Raw genomic sequence first — 23,309 nt, 5'->3', positions numbered from 1 at the left:
CTCCTTCTTATCTAGTTTTTGTACAGAGAAGGAATATCTTCTCTGTACAAAATTTAGGAATTTAATGCTAAAAATAACTCATTTAGCTGATTATCAGTTAACTTATCTATGTCAAATGGTTCTTGATCTACCTTAAAGTCCGAAATGTTCTTAAAAATTTCATCAATTGATAAGTTGTTATTTAATAGTTTAAGAGATATAGAGAGATTAAAGTCTTTTTCAAGGATGTATTGTAATTTCATCACGCTAACAGAGTCCATACCTATCGAGGCTAAGGAAATATTCGGTTTTATTTCCTGAACATCGTATCCAAGTAGATCAGCTACTGCTTTAACCAATTGATGGCGCAAGAAAGAAGTATCAACATGCATCTTATGGGAATCTCCAATTTCCTCAGTCTTTCTATTAGAGTTGACCAGTTGATTCGATCTATTGGTAGGTAAATCAATCCACCTTTTTACTTTTTTAAAAGGATACGTAGGTAAGGGTACCTTTTTTACCTCTTTCATGTTGTAAAAATCATCCCAATTAATAGGAGTAAGTTGTACCCAATGTTTAGCAATAGCTACTAAACCATTATAAGATTTAGGGTCGGGACTGACTGTTAGCTTATTTAAAGAATTCAATGAACTTGATGAAGACATGTCTAGAGAACTTCTATAAATGGATTCAAAGGTTTCATCAGGCGAACTTAAAAATTGATTGCATTTATTAAGAAAATCCTCTTTGCCATCTATAATTATTGCAATCCTCTCTTCCATATCTTCTCTTCCAACATGAAACGTATAGATCAAATCCTCGATCCTTAATGTTTCATTGCACTTCACATGATCTTTTATTTTTCGTACATAACTCAATAGTTGATCTTCTGATTTCGCTGAACAAAGAAATAGTAAATGTTCATCATTGTTAGTACTTTTTAATCCTTCCTGCCTATGGATATATTCCTCGATAATTAAATGAGCGTTAGTTCCCCCTACCCCAAATGAATGGACCGAAGCTCTTCTTGGAAAGTCCTGTCCATTTTCATTGACTTCAGTGACCCAAGGAATCGTTTTATCAGAAATATAAAATGGAGTATCTGCTAATTCTATTTCCTTATTAATTTCAGTAATATTAGCTGTCATAGGAATGACCTTGTTGTTTATTGATTTAATTACTTTAAACATGGATGCCATTCCTGACGCTGATTCTAAGTGTCCTATATTAGGTTTTACACTCCCAATTCCACACTTTTGTTGAAAAACCGTACCTTCAAATGCTTTTTTAAATGCATTAATTTCAATTGCATCGCCCATCTTTGTTCCTGTACCTTGTGCCTCAATATAACTAAGGGTCGAAGGGTCAATTCCTGCTTTATGCCAAGATTCTTTAATTACCTTTGCTTGAGCATCTGCACTTGGAACAGTCAAAGCATATCCTTTACCGCTATGATTCACCGCACTTCCTCTAATTACAGCATAGATATTATCTCCATCTGCCTTTGCTTTGCTTAGCGGCTTAAGGACTATTGCTCCAACCCCTTCACCACGAATATAGCCGTCAGCATTTTCGTTAAATGTTTTCACTTTATCTGTAGGAGAGAGCATCCCTGCTTTTCTATAGGTTATAAAGTCCTTAGGAGTTAATAAAACGTTTACCCCTCCTGCTATTGCCATATCACATTCATTAGAGTGAATTGAGTTTATAGCACGATGGATAGCAACAACTGAACTAGAACATGCAGTATCGATAGCTTCACTCGGACCATTAAAATTATAAAAATATGATACTCTGTTTGCTAAAATAGCGTGAGAGTTCCCTGTAGCCAAATGAGCTTCTACCGGTACATTATTTTCTGCTAATAATTGATCATAGTCTTTATTTGATACGCCTACAAAAACACCTGTTTTACTTCCTTTTATATCAGAGGATTTGTAACCAGAATCTTCAATGGCTTTCCATGTTGTTTCTAGGAATAATCTCTGTTGAGGATCCATTAATACAGCTTCTTTAGGGGATATACCAAAGAAACTACTGTCGAACTTATCAATGTCTTTGATAAAACCACCATATTTAACATCAGTAAAGTCCCCTTCGTTAAGAGGATCCCCATAATATTGCTCCCAGTCCCATCGTTCCCTTGGTATAAGACTGATCTGAGAATCTCCGTCACAAATCGACTCCCAAAATTCATCTAATGTCTCCGTTCCTGGCATCTTTCCACTCATCCCGATGATAGCGATAGGCTCAATTAATGGAACATTCTCACTTTGATGATCTTTAGGTTGTTTTTCTTCATAAAACTCACCATCTATCCGATCTTGTCGTTCGGGACTTATATTTTCTGGAGTACAAACAATTGTAGCTTTGGTTTTCTTGATGGATTTTTCTATAGGCAAAGAATTTAAAAACTCTTCAATAGTAGCAGCTTGAAAGAAATCAACAGCTCTTATTTCTAGACCTACAACATCTTTAATCTTTTCTGAGATTTCGGTTATAAGTATAGAATCAACACCGTATTCATTAAAAGACTTAAAGACATTGAGATCACTTTTTGTTAATTTTATTGCATCACAAATTATTTCTACACACGTATCTATAGTATCTTGTTTGGCAGTGAGAGTGCTTTCTGTACTTGATAATTGCTCTACCATATTAGCTTTATGCTCATGTATTAATTCTAAATTTTCCTGTTCTCCTCTTTTTTCTCTTATACTATATGGCCAGTAAGAGTTTGTATTTATAAAAGGATACGTAGGTAATGAAATTCGTTTACAGCCTAGTGACGATTCAGACCCTGATATATCAACACCTTTAATCCACAAATGCGCTAATTTTTTCCACCTTTTTTCATTAATCCATTTTGTTACTACATTTTTTATATCTCTGTCTTCCCATATTGCATCTACCTTATTCTGATTTACTCCTGCCAGTAAAGACGACGAGCTGCGTACATCTGTTGGATTACTCAAATATTTACTCAGTTGCTTAGCTAATTCATCTGTACTAGAAACTATTAGGGCTAACCGATGAGGCATTGGTTCTCTTCCAACCATTAAAGTATAGGAAATATCTTTTAAACGCGTTATCTCTTCCTTAGAATTTTCAAGTTCGTTTTGCCATTCACATTCTCGCTCAAGAACTTCTAAAATACTATTTACGATAGTATTAATACTAACTTCATCAAAAGTAAGTGGGATCTCAATATCATCACCATATTTTTTCTTCAGTTGTTCATCTAATTCCTTGAAAGAAAATGGGTCAAGTACTTGTCCTAGATCTTCAGTAAAATCTAAGCTTGTTGACTCTACCTCAATCAAGGCTGAAATTTGTTCCGTCACATACTGCCTGAGATCCTCTTTATTAATTTTTGAGAGTCTTTTTAATGGTCTTTCTAAGAAATTAAAAAGACTCTCAGCGTACTTTGTTAATTCATTATTACTATTAGCAGATAATAAAATTAACCGCTCTTCTTGTTCATCTTCTATTTTCGTTTGATTATGTTCAACTGGTACATATTCTTCTAAAACTATATGAGCATTTACTCCCCCTGCACCAAATGAACTAATACCTGCTCTCCTTGGAAACTGAACTTCTACACCTTCTATTACAGCTTTAGGTTGATCCCACTCTTTAAAACTAGTTTGAAGAAAAAAGGGGGTTTCTTTGAAATCAATATTTGGATTGATTTCATCAGCATGAATGGAAGGTAATAATTTACTGTGTTTAAGTTGAAGAATTACCTTCGTTAATCCTGCAATGCCTGCAGCTGACTCACAATGACCAATATTAGATTTAATTGAACCAATTGCACAAAACTGGTTATCTTCTGTATAGGCTTTATAAGCATCAGTTAAACCTTGAATCTCAATTGGATCGCCTAGCTCTGTTCCAGTACCATGTGCTTCTAAATAAGTAATAGTTCTTGGATTTACTTGAGCTTTATCCAATGCTTTTTTTATAACATCCGTTTGTTTTTTGGGGTTAGGTACAGTATAGCCATTAGTTTTTCCATCATTATTAATAGCTGTTCCTTTTATTACCGCATAAATATTATCTCCATCTTTGATTGCTTCTTTAAGAGGTTTTATGAGTATAGATCCAATTCCTTCACCTGGTACAAAACCATCTCCTCCTTTTCCGAAACTCCTGCATCGACCATCAGATGAGAGCATATTCATTTGAGAATGCATAAGGTATTTGTTAGGGTGTAAAAGTAAGTTTACCCCTCCAACTACAGCAACTTTGCATTCCTTACGCTTAACACTCTCAACCGCGTAATGTAGACTAGTTAAAGCTGAAGAACACATCGTATCAATTGCTAAGCTCGGTCCATTAAAATCAAAAAAGTAAGATACACGGCTTGCTATTGAACCTGCAGATGAACCCAGCGCCACATTCTCACTGCTCTGCTTTTCTAAATGACCATACAATTGATATTCCTGATACATTGAGCCAACAAATACGCCTACTTCCCCTTGATATTTTCTCTGTATAGAACTCCGTGTATAACCAGCATCTTCAATACACTCCCAAGTGTTTTGCAAGAATAATCGTTCTTGAGGATCTGTTCTCTCCGCTTCTTTAGGAGATATGTTAAAAAACAATGGATCGAATTTAATAACATCTTTTATAAATCCTCCCCATTTACCATATATATTTCCTTTAATACTTTTATCACTATTAAAGAACTGTTCATTATCCCATCGATCTGAAGGAATTTCAGTTATGCAGTCTTTTCCTGCCTTCAAATTCTTCCATAATTCACTTATATCATCTGATTGAGCATATTTTCCGCTTACTCCAATAATGGCTATATCATTATTAGAGTAGTTATCCATTTCGTCAGCATTATTTTCAATCTGAGAATTGTTCTGATTTTCATTGTTTGCCGGTTTGAATTTCTTCTTTTTTGAGATAGCTTTTTCTTTAAAAGAATTCATACTAATTGCTAAGTCTTCAATAGTTCTGTTTTCAAAGAATAAGGTCTTAGATGTTATTCCAAAATCTTTTTCTAATTTTTCATTTAAAGCAGTAATTAGAAGCGAATTAATTCCATAACTTTCAAAACTACTTCCTTTATCTAATCGATGAAAAGGGATCTCTGTAATCTCAGAAATAATTTCGAAAAGGTACTCCTCTAGGGCTTCAATTTCATTGGAGGTTTCCATTGAAATATCTTCATAATTAGAAATATCCTTATCAACTACCTTGCGACTTATCAATGTATCTTTTTTGTACCAGTGACTTTCTTTCTCGAATGGATAGGTTGGCAAAGATATTCGTTGTCCTTTTTCAAAAAACTTTTCAATATCTACATCCAATCCTTTAATCCAATGAGCCGCAATTTGCTCTGCATTATAGAATTCTCCAGTCCATTCGTTTCTATCTTCAGCTCCTTCAAAGCTGTCAGTATAAACATCATTTACATATTGATTAGACATGTACGCTTCTAACTTGTTTTTTAGATCATCTTTGTTTTCAGCAATTATGGCCATTCTTTCTTTCATTTTTTTCCTGCCTACGTGAAGAGTAAAAGCAATATCATGAATATTTTTATCTATCCCAGAGAGATCCAGGTAAGACAAGAACTTTTTAGCGTATGTTTTTAACTGTTCTTTAGATTCTGCTGAAAATAAGAATACTTCTGGACGAGAAGTTTTTAGTTCTCGAGTGTGCTTTCTCTTATATTCTTTAACCAGTAAGTGACCAATAGATCCCATTGCTCCATAAGAGCTGATGAGGGCAAGCTTAGGCTTGCTTGTTTTCCATGTCTCTAACTGATTTATGATTTCTACCTGCCCATCCTCTGACTTTAAAAAAGGATTTAATGGCTTAGAATGGATAGTAGGTGCAATCTTCTCGTTTTTAAATTGTAGTAATACCTTAGAAAGTTGTGACATAGATGATGCTGATTCCAAGTGCCCAATATTAGGCTTAACCGATCCTATTTTCAGAGATTGCTTCTGAAAAACCTCTTTAATGGCATCATATTCTGTAGCATCTGCCAAACTAGAACCTGTGGCGGCGCACTCGATATAATCAATTGTATCCACAGGTGTCTGTGTTTTACTCAACAGTTTCTGAATAGATTGCACTTGCATTTTTTTGTTCGGTGATCCATACCTAGAATCTTCTCCGTAGTGATTAAGTACGCTACCTTTTATTAGCGCATATACTTGATCTTTATCAATAATCGCATCTTCTATGGGCTTAATTAATATAGCTCCTACACCCTCACCAGGAATTAACCCAGTACCCTCAGCCGAAAAGGCCGCGCTCTTATCATTAATAGAGAGCAATCCTTGCTGCTGCAGAGAATCATAGTGGTAAGGGTGAGAAATTAGGTTAACCCCCACTACTATAGCTGCATCACACTCTCCTCTTTTTATACTTTCTTGAGCTAAATGAATCGCTGTTAAAGAAGAGGAGCAGGATGTATTAACCGAGATGCTAGGTCCAATTAAACCAAAAAAATGACTAATTCTATTTGCTATTGAGGAATGCATGGATGCTACTCGGGCTTGCTGATTATTCTCCCACTCTTTTTCTCCGTAGTTCTGATAGTCATTCCACATAGCCCCTACAAAAACTCCGACTTCTGGAGCTTTTTTCTTTAATGACTCTACTGTATAACCAGCATCTTCAAAGCATTCCCAAACAGTCTGAAGCGCCATACGCTCTTGAGGATCCATGTTTTTTGCTTCGGATGGAGATATATTAAACAACAAACTGTCGAACTGATCAATATCTTGAACAAATCCCCCCCATTGCTCTCTACTTCTATCATCGTTGTCATAAAGACGAGAGCGTTCTTTTGATAGGCGAGTTATACTGTGCCTACCATTCTTTAAATTCAACCAGTATTCATCCATATTAATAGCTTCTGGGTAACGTCCACTTAATCCTATAATGGCAATACCTTTAGAAGTAGGGAGTTGCTTTATATTGTGTTCTGGTTCTACTAGTTCCACTTTGTTTGAGGTTTTCACTTTTAAAAGATCTTCTGATTTTCTAAGGTAAGTATGTTTATAAGGACCTCCAAAGAAACTATGAAGTAAAATATCACTACCAGTAAATGAGAAATCTTCTTTTATCTTTTCAAAATTGTTTCCTCCAATTGGAACTAAACCAATATCAAATTCAGCTTGACGATCCATTAATAATTGACCAATATTTCCTGCTTCAAATAAAGCAAATTGTTTAGCATAATTCATATAAAGATCCGCTATCTCATTCTTATCAGTCGTTATAAATAAGCAAAATCCAGAATTCCTATAATGTTTTCTATTAAATGGAGAATGCGTTTGCTCTAGGTCAATTTCAAGTTCTTTTTTAACAAGTAATAGCTGATGATTTTCTTGATCATAGCGATAAAACCCTTGCTCTACATCCTGTACGACTCCTTTTTTAATGTATAAATACATCTTAATAGAGCCCACTGGTAACAAGTTATAATAGAGATACTGATCTTTAACAGACTTGTTAGGCTGTAACAGGGATAAGAACCTACTGAAGTTCTTGAATGTTATCGTACTTTTATCGTAAACCCTTTGAGAAGCTCGGACGTAATACTCTTCATCTCCCAAAGAATCTTCTTTTAGCAAAATAATATCTTCATACCCTCTTACATGCCTAATATGAACTTTGTTCTCTATAATTTTCTCTAAGGTTTGAGAATCAATTGTCGGATATTGAATAGTATTATCCATATCTGTAACAGGTACAATTTCATGTTTCTTATTAAGTAGATAGTTTTTTAATGTACTTTGTATATCATCAGATTTGTATTCATTTACCAGTTCATTATTATGACCAATACAAATACTATGAATATACAAATGAGTATCATCCAATTTAAAAAGATCTCTTATACTTGAAAAATCCATAGCGTTGATTACCCTAGCTTTTAAATTTAGAGAAAACATACGACTTAATAAAAGCTGGTTTATATATCCTCCATCTAACAAAGCAAGACCCTTACTAAAATCACCATAAAAAGGTGTAAGAGATTCTAACTGGGCTATAAAAAATAAACATAAATTAGAATCCTCAAAATAAACTTGATCAGTCACTTCAAATATTCTTTCTTTAATATCTTCTATTTTTTGAATTAACACCAAGCCATGCTTCTCAGGGTGATAGTAATAAATCCCTGGATCTATCCCTTCTACACCACGATTTTTAATAAACACATAGGTTTGAACAGCATACTTTCCTCCTGCTGACGGATACAAGTAACGACTTTTCTCTTTTGAATTTTTTGTTTTAAGTAGTCCTAACAGCTCACTAAGCTTATCAATTGACATTGGACAGAATTCATTACCATTTAATGAATTTCTTCTTAAAATATAGTGTTGGTCTTGAAAATCTATATTTTCTAATGCAACAGATTGATTTTGATGAACACTGTCAATTATTTCACTCTCGACTTTAAACTTTTTATCGCTGATATATTTAGATATGTCACTAACTGTTGAATTTTCTAAAAATACTTCTACAGGTAAATCAATACCTTTCTCCTCTTTTACTTTTTGTGAAATTTTCATAATAGTCAGCGAGGTAACGCCTGCATCAAAAATATTTTCATTTTCATTGATCAATCTACATCCTGTTAGCCCCTCAATTATTTGCATTAAGTATTGAGTAGTAGAAGAGCTTGTAGAAAAATCTTCTATACATTGTGTATTATTTGCCATGACATAGTTAGTAATATCATTAATAGCATTACTGTCTAGAAAAATTTCTATTGGTACAGATACTCCGAATTTATTTTTTATATTTTGTGCAATTTTAACGATTTGAATAGAAGTGATTCCTAAATCAAAAAGATTATCGCGAAGACTTACTTCTCTATTTATTACTTCTGTAAAGCAATTAAGAATTTCTGCATCTTTTAAGTAGAATGAATGTTTAGCCTTTTTTTCTTTGATTTCATAATCCGGAAGACTCGCATAGTCTAGTTTTCCATTTAAAGTTATTGGTATTTTGGTTATTGGAATAACCAAATTAGGGATCATATACTCAGGAAGTAAATTACGTAACTTTTGCCGAATAGTAGTAGTAGATAATAAATTATTAGCGACAACATAGGCAATGATATGTTGTTCATCTAAATCATCTTTTACTATTATTACAGCATCCTCTATAAGCTCATTCATTTTTAATGCAGCTTCAATTTCTCCTAACTCAATCCGAAATCCTCGTACTTTAACCTGATTATCGTTTCGGCCCGCAAAAGCTAGTTCCTCAGTTTCTGTATAATGAGCGAGATCTCCTGTTTTATAAAGACGTTCTGTCGATTTAAATGGGCTTGAAATAAATCGTTCTTTTGTCAATTGATCTTGATTCAAATAGCCTCTTGCTACCCCAGCTCCGCCTATATACATTTCCCCCACGCTACCTCTCGGCACTGGTTGGAGATCTTCATCCAAGATATAGACCTGCAGGTCTTGTATAGGACTACCGATAACACTAGTCGGTGAAGTAACGTCTCCTTTTGTCATTCGACGATACGTGACATGTACTGTAGTTTCTGTAATCCCGTACATATTTACTAGCTGAGGACTTTGGTCTCCATGACGTTCAAACCAACCTTCAAGGATACGTGGGTCTAACGCTTCGCCTCCAAAAATGATATATCGTAAAGAAAGAGATTTGGAATCCTGCTGTTCATCTATCCTCATTAGCTGACGAAATGCCGTTGGCGTTTGATTTAAGACGGTCACTCCTTCTTCTATTAATAACCTATAGAAAGACTCAAAAGATCGGCTTGTCTTATAAGGAACAATAATTAATTTTCCCCCATACAATAAAGCTCCCCATATTTCCCATACTGAAAAGTCAAACGCATACGAATGATACAGTGTCCAGGTATCGGATTCATTAAAGTGATACCATTCTTCAGTTTCCCGCATCAGACGAACGACGTTTTGATGCGTCACTAACACGCCCTTAGGTCTTCCTGTTGAACCAGACGTATAAATAACATAGGCTAGGTTATCTATATTCATAGGCACATGCAAATTCGTAATTGGTCGAGTTGACCAAAGATCACGATCTTTGTCCAGACAAATAAGAGTCGCTTTCGTTTCAGGTAGAGAGGAAAGAACGGTTTCCTTGGTTAATACTAGAGAAACATCAGAATCCGCCAAGATATAGGCAAGTCGGTCCTTCGGTTGAGCAGGATCTAGAGGTACATACGCACCTCCCGCCTTTAAAATCCCCAATATTCCGACCATCATATCTAGTGAGCGTTCCACACAAACACCTACCATTACTTCGGGGCCGACACCTTGAGACTGTAGGTAACGAGCTAACTGATTAGAACGTTCATTGAGCGTTTGATACGTCACCACTTCTTGATTCCATTTGAGCGCAATATTTTGTGAATACGTGGTCACTTGTCGCTCAAACCACTCATGGATTGTACCGGAGGTACTTGTTTGTCTTTCCAACGCCTGTTCCTCCCATTTTTCTTCATCTGAAGCTAGCTCAGCTAATCGTTCGCTGTACCGACTAAAAAGCGCTTGTACAACATTTAATGGTAGTAGCCCTTCCATTAGGTCCCAATGAAAATGAAGTGCGTTATTTTTTTCTACAGGGATCATATCTAGGTATACCCCTGGTGTCTTAGAGAAGCTTTTCCCCATCTCCCATCCAGGAGCGAGGCTTATTTTATCGTCATCCACAAGATTCGTGAATACAATAGGAAAAGAAAGAAAGCCCCCGCTCTTCTGACTCATCGCACGTTTTCGAAGCCCATGCATTCCACTAACCGAGCGATGTGAGAGATCTTCTTTTATTTCTTTTTCGTTTAACAGCACTTTATGTGTGAATGATTGTTCGGTTGATCGCGATTCAACATAACTAAGCGTCGTAAAATCTCCTATAATATCCTTTACCTGTTCATGAATAGGAGGACGGTCCCAATTTACTACAACAGTAGTGAAGGCCTCTCCAAAGTAAGCAGCCAGAACTTCTTGAAAAGCTGTAAGTAAAACTGTTCCTGGTTTTACGTCACGTCGGGTCGCCTTTTCCTTCAAGGCTTGCCAGTCTGATACCACTCCTTGCATGACGGTACGAGAGGCATCAATTTGTGACGATAGTTGAGGACCCGATACAATCGTGTCCATTTTCCTTTCCCAATATTCACGCGCCTTTTGTCCTTTTATTGACTGACGCTCTTCTCGTATATGATTGCAATAATCACGGTAAGACATCTCTAGTGGCAGAAGCTCGGTCTTTGGATTGTTATAAAGGTTCATAAGCTGTTGATATAGTAAAGATAGACTTGCCCCATCGGCAATCAACGCATCGGTACACAAATGTACATAAGAGGCCTCTGAACCTTGTGTGACACGGAGGTCGAACAATGGCCATTTCCCTAATGGGAAAACTTGTTCCTGTAATTCCTCTCGTACCTGCTGAACTCGTACTTCCATCTCTGGAACGCTTTGCACAACATGAACTGGAATGTCATAGACCGGTACACGGTCTAAAATCTCTTGTGTCCCATTTTCGTGAACAACTGCTTGTAACATTTCATGGTGTTCAATAAGTTGTTGCCATGCCTTTTGGAGACGAGAAACATTTAGCTGTTCAACCTGAAACTCTTGATATATCTGACAGCTTTGTTCATTTCCATCTTGAAGGCGTCCTATGACATAGGTTTGTTGTAAATCTGTAAGCTCAAATGAAGAAAAAATCATGGAAGAAGTATCTTCTTCATCCTCCTTTACGATGTCTCGCAAACGATCTTGATACCTTTTAAACATGTCCTCTACTAGTTGACGGGAAAGATATCCCTCCGCAACATCCCAATTAAAGTGAAGTACTCCGTTTCGTTCAGATACTTGATGATCTAAATACACCTGCGGTGTTTGTGTAATGTTATATGTCATGTAGTGAAACCAGTTGGTACGTCCTTGACCTGCTTTTCCAACATTATTTAACATACTAGTAAATACGACTGGAAAATTAGGAACAGCTTTATTCTTGGATTTTACTCGTAACTCGCGCATAGCACGAACACCACTAACAGAACTATGGTCTAAGTCCTCCCACATTTGTTTTTGGTTAGCTTGAGCTTGCTTTTTCCAATCATTAGTTTCTTGGTTTGAGATAAAAATATTCGTTGAGATAAACGGCCCCACCACTTGATCCAATTTTGGATGAAGTGGCAAGCGATTAAAGTAAGTCTGAATTAATGAAAAAGAGTCCGACTCACTATATTCTTCTAAAGTCTGAGAAAATAAAGTGACCAAAAGAACGGTTGGTGAAATTTCTAGTTCCTTGGCTTTTTCTTTAAGCCTATCCCATAGATCTTCTTCTAATTCTCCCGCCAAACGGTAGCGCGGAAAGTATGAATACCCTTCTCTAGGCTTCGGAGCTCTATTAATAGAAAGCGATGGTCCGCCTGGCGCATTTTCAAGTTTGCCCATCCAATAAGTAAGATCTCGTTGAAAAACTGACGATTCCTCGAATTCTTTCCAAGCCATGACTACATCACGAAAAGAGACATCTAAACTTGGTAATGTATAACTAGGATCATGGTATAACTGATACCATTGGTCCAAAAGTAAATCTACACTGGCGGCATCTACAATCCATTCATCAATACTCAAGTGAATAAGCACATTCTCTTCGGGAAGTAAGGTGAACTGGAGATCAAACAAAGGCCACTGACTTGCTTTATACACTTTATGAGAAAGCTCGTCTCTAACCTTTGTTTTATGCACCTCAACATCCTTATGTTCAGCCATTCTAAAGTCATGAACTGGCATGTCGAACTCCGGTACTTCGAATTGAATACTCTGCTCTCCTGAAGAATGTATTATGGTATGAAGCATTTCGTGGTGGCGGACCAATTCCATCCACGAATGCTTCATCTTTTTAATACTAAGGTTCTTTTTCTCGAACTCACAGTAAATGTGACATCCTATCATATCTTGACTAGCTCCATAAAATCTTCCTATTAGGAAAGACTCTTGGATATCTGTTAAAGGAAAGTTATCAAATTTTTGACTAACATTCTTTTTTAATTTTGGATATCTATGTTGCTTTGTAATCTCGTAATGAGAATTGTCATTTGTAATTCCCTTATTTTGAATATCTAAAAGGTATTGTCTTTTTTGGTCTTGTGACAACTTTAAAAATTTTTCTTTATGCAACATGACCTCTCCTTATACCTATTTTTACTTATTAGTTATTTTTTCAAATAGTGCTATTAAGGTTTCTTCATCGGCATTTGTTAAATCATCTTGAAAAATCGCCGAATGTTTCTCTTGACCAGATGTCTTAACCAATTCATTGAAATTATTAATTTCTCTGTCTAGATAAGATTGAATTTCTTGTATTGTTGTTGATTTTCCTAATATCTCTAGAGGAATACTTAATAATAATTCTTCTTCTAATAGATACTTAAGTTTTATAGCCATAATAGAGTCAAAACCATAGTTCAACAGCTTCTCAGATGGGTTTATACTTTGTATTCCTAGTAATTGTTTAATTTGATTACTTACTAGACTAATTCCCGAAGATAAATTTTTATTACTCTCTTCATAAACTAAAGTCTCCTGATCATTAGATATTTTAGAACTAACATGATTAATATCTCGCTCAATTTCTTCCTCAAGTTGTTTATACCAGTGACTTTGGGTAGCAAACTCATACGTAGGTAAGGAAATTCTGCTTACTGAATCGAATTTATAAAATCCCTCCCACTGGATTGAATATCCACTAACCCACAATCTTGCTATTTTTTTGTGGTCTTCTTCTTCAATAGCCTTCCGTATAACCTTTTCAAGGATCTCCTTATCTAATATCCAATCTAAATCTCTTTGTCTATTAGTGACATGCCCTTCATACCAATAATCTAACTTTTCTTCATTTAAATACTTTTGGCACTGATCAATTAAGTCTTCTATATCAGTAACAATCATGATAAGTCTCTCTGGCATATCTTCTCTGCCATTTTGTAATGTATATGCTATATCCTCTATAGAAATGGTTCTATTACCGTCCAACCATTTTTCAAAAGAAGATACATAGGTGAATAATGAATACTTTGTTTTTGCAGAGATCGGTATTAAATGCTTGTACTTAGGATTTAAATTTTGTTTAGTTTTTGATATATGCTCTTCGAGAATAATATGTGCATTAGTCCCACCAAATCCAAACGAATGTACACCAATTTTCAAAGTCGATTCTTCACCATTAACGTCTACTGCTTTTGATCGTAAATCCTTCGATTGATCGACAATATAAAAAGGTGACTGCTCTAAATTAATGTCCTCATTCAATTGATCAAAATTGATAGTAGGAGGTACTTGTTTGTGCTTTAGAACTAATATCGCTTTAAAAAGAGATGCCATTCCAGATGCTGCTTCTAAATGGCCAATGTTTGGTTTAACGCTACCAACCCCACAATAACTTTGAAGGTTGGTGGTGTCTGAAAGTTGACTGAAAGCCTTCTTAAAAGCATCGATTTCTATTGAGTCTCCCAACTTAGAAGCAGTCCCATGAGCCTCAATATAACTAATAGACTCAGGCGGAATTCTAGATACATTCATCGCCTTGACTATAACATCAGATTGTCCATTTATATTTGGCGTCGTGAGTCCATAACTTCTACCACTATGATTTATAGCACTTCCTTTTATTACAGAATAAATGTTATCGTTATCTTCAATCGCATTCCTTAAAGGTTTTATTACGACTACACCGCAGCCTTCTCCTCTTAAGTAACCATCAGCTGAATTATCAAAACTTTTAATTTTATTCCCCTCTGATAACATGCCTGAATTTGTTGCCCGAATAAATCCATCAGGAGAAAGTAATGCGTTAACTCCTCCTACTATAGCCAATTTACACTCGCCAAATTTTAATGATTGTATAGCACGATGTAGACCTACCAACGAACTTGAGCATGCCGTATCGATTGCCTCACTAGGACCTTTGAAGTTAAATGAGTAAGAAATTCTATTAGCTAAAATAGAATGATCGTTACCCGCAACACTATGACCTTCATTAATACCTTCTTTAATAAGTAAGTCGTTATAATCGCTTGTAAAGGCTCCAATGAATACTCCCACATCTTCACCTGATAGTCTTGAAGGCTTTTGACCGTAATCCTCTAACGCCCTCCATGTTTCTTGTAATAAAATTCGCTGCTGCGGGTCCATAAGTTTTGCTTCATTAGGTGAAATATTAAAGAATAAAGGATCAAATTTATCTATATCTGATATGACTCCCCCCATATTTACTGGATTCTTATCTGCTTCTTCGAGATCCTTATAACTATGTTTCCAATCTCCTCTTTCAGCAGGAATTTCAGTAATGGCTGACTTACCCGACATTAAATTGTTCCAAAAATCTTCTAAGGTATTTGCACCAGGGAATTTCGCACTTATTCCCACAATCGCAATATCTGTTGTCTCTATAGATGCTGAAGTATTTGTGGACTCATCATTAAGACTTTCTAACCCAGTTTCATCTTCATTTGATCTAATAAGCTCCGGCGAATAGAAATGTTTAATGTTTTCAGTTGGCTTTCCATGATAACGTTTTTGGATCACTCCAGAATGCTGTTCGCACAAATACTCTGATATGGAATTTAACGAAGTGTACTCGAAAAATACCGATGGAGGAATTTGAACTCCATAGAAATTGCTAACTAATCCACTGAACTCTGTTATGGTAATTGAATTCAACCCATACTCAGTCAAGTCTGTTTTTACATCTATTACTTCATTAGAAGTAAGGATTTGTTGCGCTAAAGTGATTAGGTCCTTCTGCACGTGTTCTATTTCTAATATGTTAGTCTGTATATTCGTAACTGGATTTTCGACTTCTTTGTCCATTAAAAAAATATCTAAGTTATTTACTTCACCTTTTATCACAATAAGTTGAGGATGTTCTAGCCCCATAGCAATTTCAAATGCTTCAATACCCTCTATACTTTCTAAATCATATAGTCCAAATTCTCTTTCCATGCTATCCTTTTTATTGCTATCGATTCCCATGCCACCATCTTTCCAGAAAGGCCAATTTAATGATATTGTCTTTCCAGAACGATTCCCTTGTTTTCTCATAAGCTCTCTTTTGTGAGCGAAAGCATCTAAAAAACTATTGGCATAAGCATAATCACTTTGTCCAATGTTCCCCATTATAGGAGAGATAGAAGAAAATAGAACAAAACACTTTATGTCCTCATCTTTAGTTAACTCATCTAAATAAAGAGTTCCCTCAATCTTTGGTTTAAGCACTTTATCGATTTCGTTTGGAACTTTATTTCTAAAAAGACTATCCTTTATAACTCCAACAGATTGAAAAATACCACTAATGCCTTTATTGAAGCGATTTTTGGTGAAGTTAATTAGATTTGCTACTTGTTGTCGATTAGAAATATCACATTGATAATATATAGCCTCTCCTCCACCAGATTGAATCTTTTCAACTGCTAGTGCAACACTATTATCGTATGGTCTCCGACCAACTAGTACTATCTTAGCTTCCATTTTTCTGGATAAATATTGCGCGAAAATCTCTCCTAATCCACCAGTCCCACCAGCAATTATATAGACTCCTTGTTTTATTAATTCGGTATTTAAGTACTCCGAATTATATCTTTTTAAACTTGACTCTTCGTACCTTTTAACTAATCTGTTTTGTTTTTGATATATGATGTCATGAGAAGAATCATAGTTAGATAGCTCTTGATTAATAATGTCAAACAGCACATTTTCAGTTTTCAGAACATCGTTATGTCTAATCTCTATAACTTTCCCTTTTAATCCACTATATTCTCTCTCCAACACTCTTAAGAATCCTGAAACAGCTTCATGTTGGGGTTGCGGTATTGTCGAAATATTTACATAGGTGTATAAAAATTTGATCTTCCGTTGATAGCCAATTTCTAATAATCCTTGAATTCCTGTAAACAAATCGAGAATTGATCTTGAATTATATTTAGATTGAATTGATGTTTTACTTAAGTACACTATGCTTTCTATTTTTACAAAACCAGTCTTCTTTAATAAGTTTCTAAGTTCTTCTTTATTGTTCAAGTCTACAATGAACTCATTTTGGCCAACTTGCTTATAGGCTTTTCCAGGCTTTACTAGAACTACTTTATTAGAGCTTGAGTGGTTATCTTGTAAACCTGTTAATATATTGTCAACATCAATAAGAAGTGTATTACCTGAATATAATTCAGTATAATTCAATTCAGAAATTTCCCATTTGGGGTTATATAATTTAACCATTTGCTGAGACGACGTATGTGGTTCCACTTTATATTCTCTCTGAGTAAATCCCTTAAATTCCATGACAACATTATTCTCATTGTTTAAAAGAGAAATATTGTACTTTCTCATTTTTGACTTTTCCTTACTATCTACTTTGTGTACTAAAACCTTAACCCCTGAACGAAAGTCTTCAGTAATCTTAATTTTTTCTATGGTATAAGGCATATAAGGATATGGATCAAAATGATTAAAACTGTGTCCTATTGCAGTCTGAAAAACTGAGTCAATTAGAAAAGTTGCGTTAGAACCAATATCTTTAGAAGCTAGCTTACCAATAATATAATCTTCACCAATCGATAAAGAATCTATCAGTTGAAATGAACTACCATAATTAATACCTCTCTCATCAAACTTCCTGTAACAAGACAATTTATCAATTTTTGTATTTGAATCCGTTAATAAAAGGCTATTTAAATCAATACTTGATCTTTTAATACTCTCCATGAAGACTATTCCTGAAGCATGACTTTCATTGCCAACTTTAATAATGAAAGACGAACAATGTTGATTTTTTGGCGTCAGTTCAACTATAACCTCTACTTGACTCTGAACTTCAATTGGTCTCAACCAAACAAAATTTTCTATTCTAAATGTATTTATTTTATAGTAATGTTCTATACAATTTCTGATAAATTCTATATACATTGCTGCTGGTACAATTTTTTTGTTCGATATTTTATGTTCTTTAACGCATACATCAGTACTATTGATAGTTGTAACAAACGAACGTTTGTCTTGTACCTCTTTTTTTATTTCCTTATAGCTAAGAATCTCTTCTTTCTCTGGTTCTTCAATCCAAAAATATTCTTCTAAGAATGAATAAACCGGCAATGGTATAGTTTTCCAAAAGCGCCTTTCAAATAAATTGTCCCACTGTAAATCATTATCTTCCACAAATTCCCTCGATAATGAGGATAGTAATAATTTAAACTCTTCTGTAGAGGAATATTTTTGGTGTTTTACACTCTCAAAAATCCTAACTATACTTTCATGCTCTTCTTTAAATGAATTATGATCACCATTACATTTTGCATAATTAATTTCCTCATAACTATCATTCATAATTTGTAATAACGACTTCTCTAATTCACTTATATTAGACACAATAAATGAAATACGATATTGGTAGAAACTCCTGCCGTTAATTAATGTATATGAAATGTCTCCCATCTCATACAAATGTCCATCTTTTTTAGTCCATTGATATAAATCTTTTACTTTTTGTTTCAATGAAGTTTCATTTTTTGCAGAAAGAGTAATTAAATAATACGGATCTTGATGTTTATTCCCTACATGAGCTTTCAATGCCTCTTCAACTACCATGAAGCAATTTGTCCCACTAAAACCGAAGGAACTAACACTTGCTCTTCTCAGATGAGCGTCAGTTCTCCAGTTCTCGGTAAGAGTATTTACATAAAATGGACTTTCTTTGAAATTAATATGTTCGTTTCCATTTGTAAAATTCAATGTTTTAGGAATTTGCTGATGTTTGAGTGACATAATCACTTTTAGCAAACTAGCTATTCCAGCACCGGCCACTGCATGTCCAATGTTAGTTTTCACAGAACCAATAGCGCTATATTGGACTTTTTTAGTAGATCTCTTAAAAGCTTCCGTTAAAGCCTTAACTTCAATGGGATCACCTAGTTTAGTCCCTGTACCATGCGCTTCCACCATAGTAATAGTCTCTGGATCTACCTTGATTTTTTCAAGAGTTGTACTAATAAGTTCTGACTGGGAATCTACACTTGGTGCCGTAATACCATTTGTGGTACCATCTTGGTTTATTCCAGAGCCCTTAATTACGGCATGAATATAATCTCCATCAGTAATAGCTCTTTGTAGCTCTTTGATCACTACAAATCCTACTGCTTCTCCTGGAACAAATCCATCAGCTTCATCATCAAATGTTTTACATAGACCTTTGGGAGAAAGCATACCCATTTTACTAGATGTTACATGTAGATCTGATGAGCTCATTATATGAGCTCCACCAGCAATTGCCATTTCTACTTCCCCATTTAAGATACTCTGGCAGGCTAAATGAATAGCGACAAGCGATGAAGAACAGGCGGTATCAATTGCTAAAGTTGGGCCTTTTAGGTTTAAGATATATGCTAATCGAGCTGAAAGTATCGCTGAGTCATTTCCAGTTAGATTAAATGAACTATTCTCAATACCACTTCTTATTAATCTTGTTGAGTAATCACCTTTCCTTATGCCTACATAGGTTCCTATATTTCGAGAATATAGAGAACGATCTGAATATCCTGCATGTTCTAAAGACTTGAATGCTTCTTCTAAACAAAGGCGTTGCTGGGGATCCATTAATTTAGCCTCATGTTTGGATATATCAAAAAACTGAGCATCAAATTTATCAACATTTGGAATAAATCCGCCCCATTTACTATAGCTTTTATTAGGCGATTGAGGGTTTGAGTCAAAGTAATCCTCTATCCTCCACCTGTTTTCTGGTACCTCGCATATAGCATTGTTTCCCTCGGTTAAATTTTTCCAGTACTCATTTATATCTAATGCATTTGGAAATTTACCTGAAAAACCGATAATAGCGATTTCTCTGTTATTTAATTCAACACCATTATCATTCTTTTTTGAAACTGACTCTTTATCTTTCGAATGGAACTCATTGACATCGTCTTTCTTCTGGTCAATAAATCCAAGAATGTTCGTTTGTTTGTCTTCTAGATATTTAGCAAGTGAACCAATAGAGTTGTGTTCAATTATGTCAGTAAAAGATATAGACCAATTATTGTTATGGCTTATAGCTTTGATGTACTTAGTTAAGTCTGTTGGTGTAAATTCTAAATCTTCAAAACTTAGATCATCATCTATATCTGACAATTCAAATTGTAATATATCAGCTGCATGTTTTTTTAATATTGAAGGAATTCCGCTATTATTTTCAGTTTTTGACATATTATTTTCAGTTTTAACTTTTACAACAAATTCTTCTTTTTCTTTTAACACTGAAACTTGACTTTCTTTCTCTAACAGTTGGATAACATCGAGTAACGTAGGCGTATTGAAAAGATCTGTTGTAGTAACTTGTATATTAAACATATCGCTTAGTTTTCTTGCAAACTCTACAATAGAAACCGAATCAAATCCAACTTCATATATCTTCTTGTTAATGTTTATACTTTTACTTTCAATTTCTAATATCAAAGCAGCACAATTTATGACCTTATTTGCAGTAAGGCTATGTTGTGAAATAGTTTCAAAGTGGTTATCCACTTTATGTATTTTTAGATTTTCCGGTTTATGATTTACTATTACTTCCTTCATTTCTTTAGAAGATGAATCAGTTTTTCTTATGTCTTTATCAATTTGATACGTATTGTTTTCTTTCTCAACAATAAGGTTGGCTAGCTCCTCCAAGTTATTACAGTCGTATAGTTCCGTTACTTCTATTAAAATCTTCATTTTTTTAGTAATTTGATTAGATAAATCAACTATTGAAACTGAATCAAATCCAACTGCATAAAGCTTCTTTGTAGTATTAACTGAATTAATATCTACTTCTAAAACCCTTGATGTAATTCCCTTTAAGCTTTCTAAAATTGTATTTTTATTATGCGTAGTGCTTGTTAATGAACTACTTCGATTAATTAGTTCTGTCAGATTTTTCTTTCCATTTGGTTTTTTTGGTATGGAATCAATTATCTCAATTTTAAAAGGAATCATGTAATCAGGAAGTAATTTCATTAAAAACTCTTCTAATTCGTTTTCACTTACTTCTTGTTTGCTAACTACATATGCGTACAATTGGTTACTGCTGTTTTTTGTTTTTTTAGCCACCACTGCACTCTCTATTACCTTATTATGCTTATTTATAGTAGTTTCGATATGGCCTATTTCAACACGCTTACCTCTAATTTTGACTTGGTGGTCCATTCTTCCGAATAATTGAATCGTACCATCATCTAGAAACCTTGCTCTATCTCCTAAACGATAGAGTGTCTTCTCTGCTGATATTTGTGGAACAGTGAGAAAGCTTTGCTTGTTGAGATTGATGTTGTTGACATATCCTAAGGCTAAAGGAGCTCCGCTAATGTATATATCACCTAAAACACCCACAGGAACTTGATTTAGATACTTATCTAACAAATATATTTCTGTATTAGCGATTGTTTTAAAGTGTGGTAATGTAGATGAATTTGATTGCCCTTTTGAATCGTAATATAGAACTCCATTAGTTTCTGTTGAACCAAAATCATTTAGTAATATAGCGTTAGGGAATTTGTCTCGGAATTTATTAAATATATCACTCGTTAGGGGTTCTCCCGCAGTGATACATAGACGTATAGATGATAGGAATTGTTTGGTATCCAAATTAGATTGATACATCATTTTTAATAATGATGGAACAGTCATCATATAAGTAATTTTATACTCGCTTATAAATTCCAATAGCCTATTAGGATCAGCTACTATCTTATCAGGGATAATAACGGTTGGTATCCCCTGAAGGAGTCCACCTAATAATTCCCACATGGAGGGCATAAAATTTAAGGCTGTACGCTGACACATCACATCATCCTCATTAAAAGGATAATTTTCCCACATCCAATTTAAGCGATTTAGGAGTTGTACTTGCTTATGTATTACACCTTTTGGAATACCAGTTGAACCTGACGTATACATAATAACAGCCGGATTATGACTGTTTAATTTCACACCTAGATTACCTTTTTTGTGTGTTAGATTATTTTTTTCAATATTATCAACAAGTATGATCTTTCCATCTTGTTTAGGAAGAAACTTCAAAAGTTTCTCTTTACTAATAAATTGCTTTATGTTTAAATCTTCAGTTATTTGTGTGATGTATTCCGCTGGATATGAAGCATCTAAAGGGACATAAACGCCTCCTATCTTAAGAATTCCTAACATCGCAATATAAGTATGTATTGATCTATCAACATAAACACCAACAGAGGAGCCTTCTTTTACTCCACATTCAATCAATTGCTCCCCTATGTAATTAGACATGCTATTTAATGTGTCATAATCTACCTTATCCTCATCAGTAATGACAGCAAGCTTGTTTGGATTTTTTTCAACTGTTTCTTCAAATAAACTTACTATATTCTTCTCGATCTGATAGCCTCTTTTTTCACCATGGTAATGCGCTAAGTTTCTTTTCTCTTTACTAGACATCATGGAACAGTTCACGACTCTCGCTTTATCATCTAAAATTAATTCCATCAGAATATTCCTGAAATGCCTGCTCATTCTTTCAAGGTCTTTCTTTTTAAAATATTCATATTTTGATAAAAGTTTAAGCTTTAACCCTTTGGAATGTTTAATTACTTGAAGAGATAAATCTAAAGGAGGCTCTACTGAATCAGAGTTATAGTTATTATTTTCTTCGTTATTTAAATATGAAAAGGAAACATTAAATTTAGAGGCGTATTCTTCAGGCATCTGATTTTCGAGCCAATCAACACCGGGAAAATAATTCTTTTTATAGAGGATATCAATATATAATAATGCTTCATTTATATCTAAGAAAGATGTTTCCTTCGTTACCTTAATATTAATAGGTTTACCAGCGCCACCTTCAGAATGCCTAGAAGGTACATCCGTAACAAAGTTTATTTTCTCTTGAGAAGTATAGCGTGAAAGTAGTACACTCCAAGCTGTTAAAAACATAGTAGGATAGCTCCAAGTACCTTTTTCATCTAAATTTTTTAGGTCTTTAAGCTCACTTGTAGTAAGTTTAAAACTGTAAGAAGAATTAGAAGGGCTATCACTCTTTCTTTTATTTAAAAAGGTCGGGAGATCACAGTTTAACGATGAATCAGAAAAACAAGTGGCCCAAAATTCTTTTCCTTCTTGAATCAATACTCCAATAATTTCTTCAGAAAAGTTCCTTACCCAATACTCTTCCTCCGCTGTTAATTCTCCTTCAAATGTAATATTCCCATTTTCCAGAAATAAGTTTGTCCCTCTTTCTCTTAGCCGAGAAATAAGATCTTTATGTCTAGAATCCATTTT

The 23,309-nt window shown here is 34.6% G+C and carries 2 protein-coding genes; both read right to left on the bottom strand.

Annotated features, from left to right (window positions below):
* Positions 1-53: 53 nt before the first annotated feature.
* Positions 54-13,157, bottom strand: coding sequence for a non-ribosomal peptide synthetase (locus FPV17_RS03445; protein ID WP_144558032.1), 13,104 nt, complete (start codon positions 13,155-13,157; stop codon positions 54-56).
* A gap of 21 nt (positions 13,158-13,178) precedes the next feature.
* Positions 13,179-23,306, bottom strand: coding sequence for a non-ribosomal peptide synthetase (locus tag FPV17_RS03440; RefSeq protein ID WP_144558030.1), 10,128 nt, complete (start codon positions 23,304-23,306; stop codon positions 13,179-13,181).
* Positions 23,307-23,309 lie beyond the last annotated feature (3 nt).

This window comes from Shouchella miscanthi (genome assembly GCF_007725405.1).
Classification (GTDB): domain Bacteria; phylum Bacillota; class Bacilli; order Bacillales; family Bacillaceae_D; genus Shouchella; species Shouchella hunanensis.
This window is presented reverse-complemented; position numbering and strand designations above follow the sequence as displayed.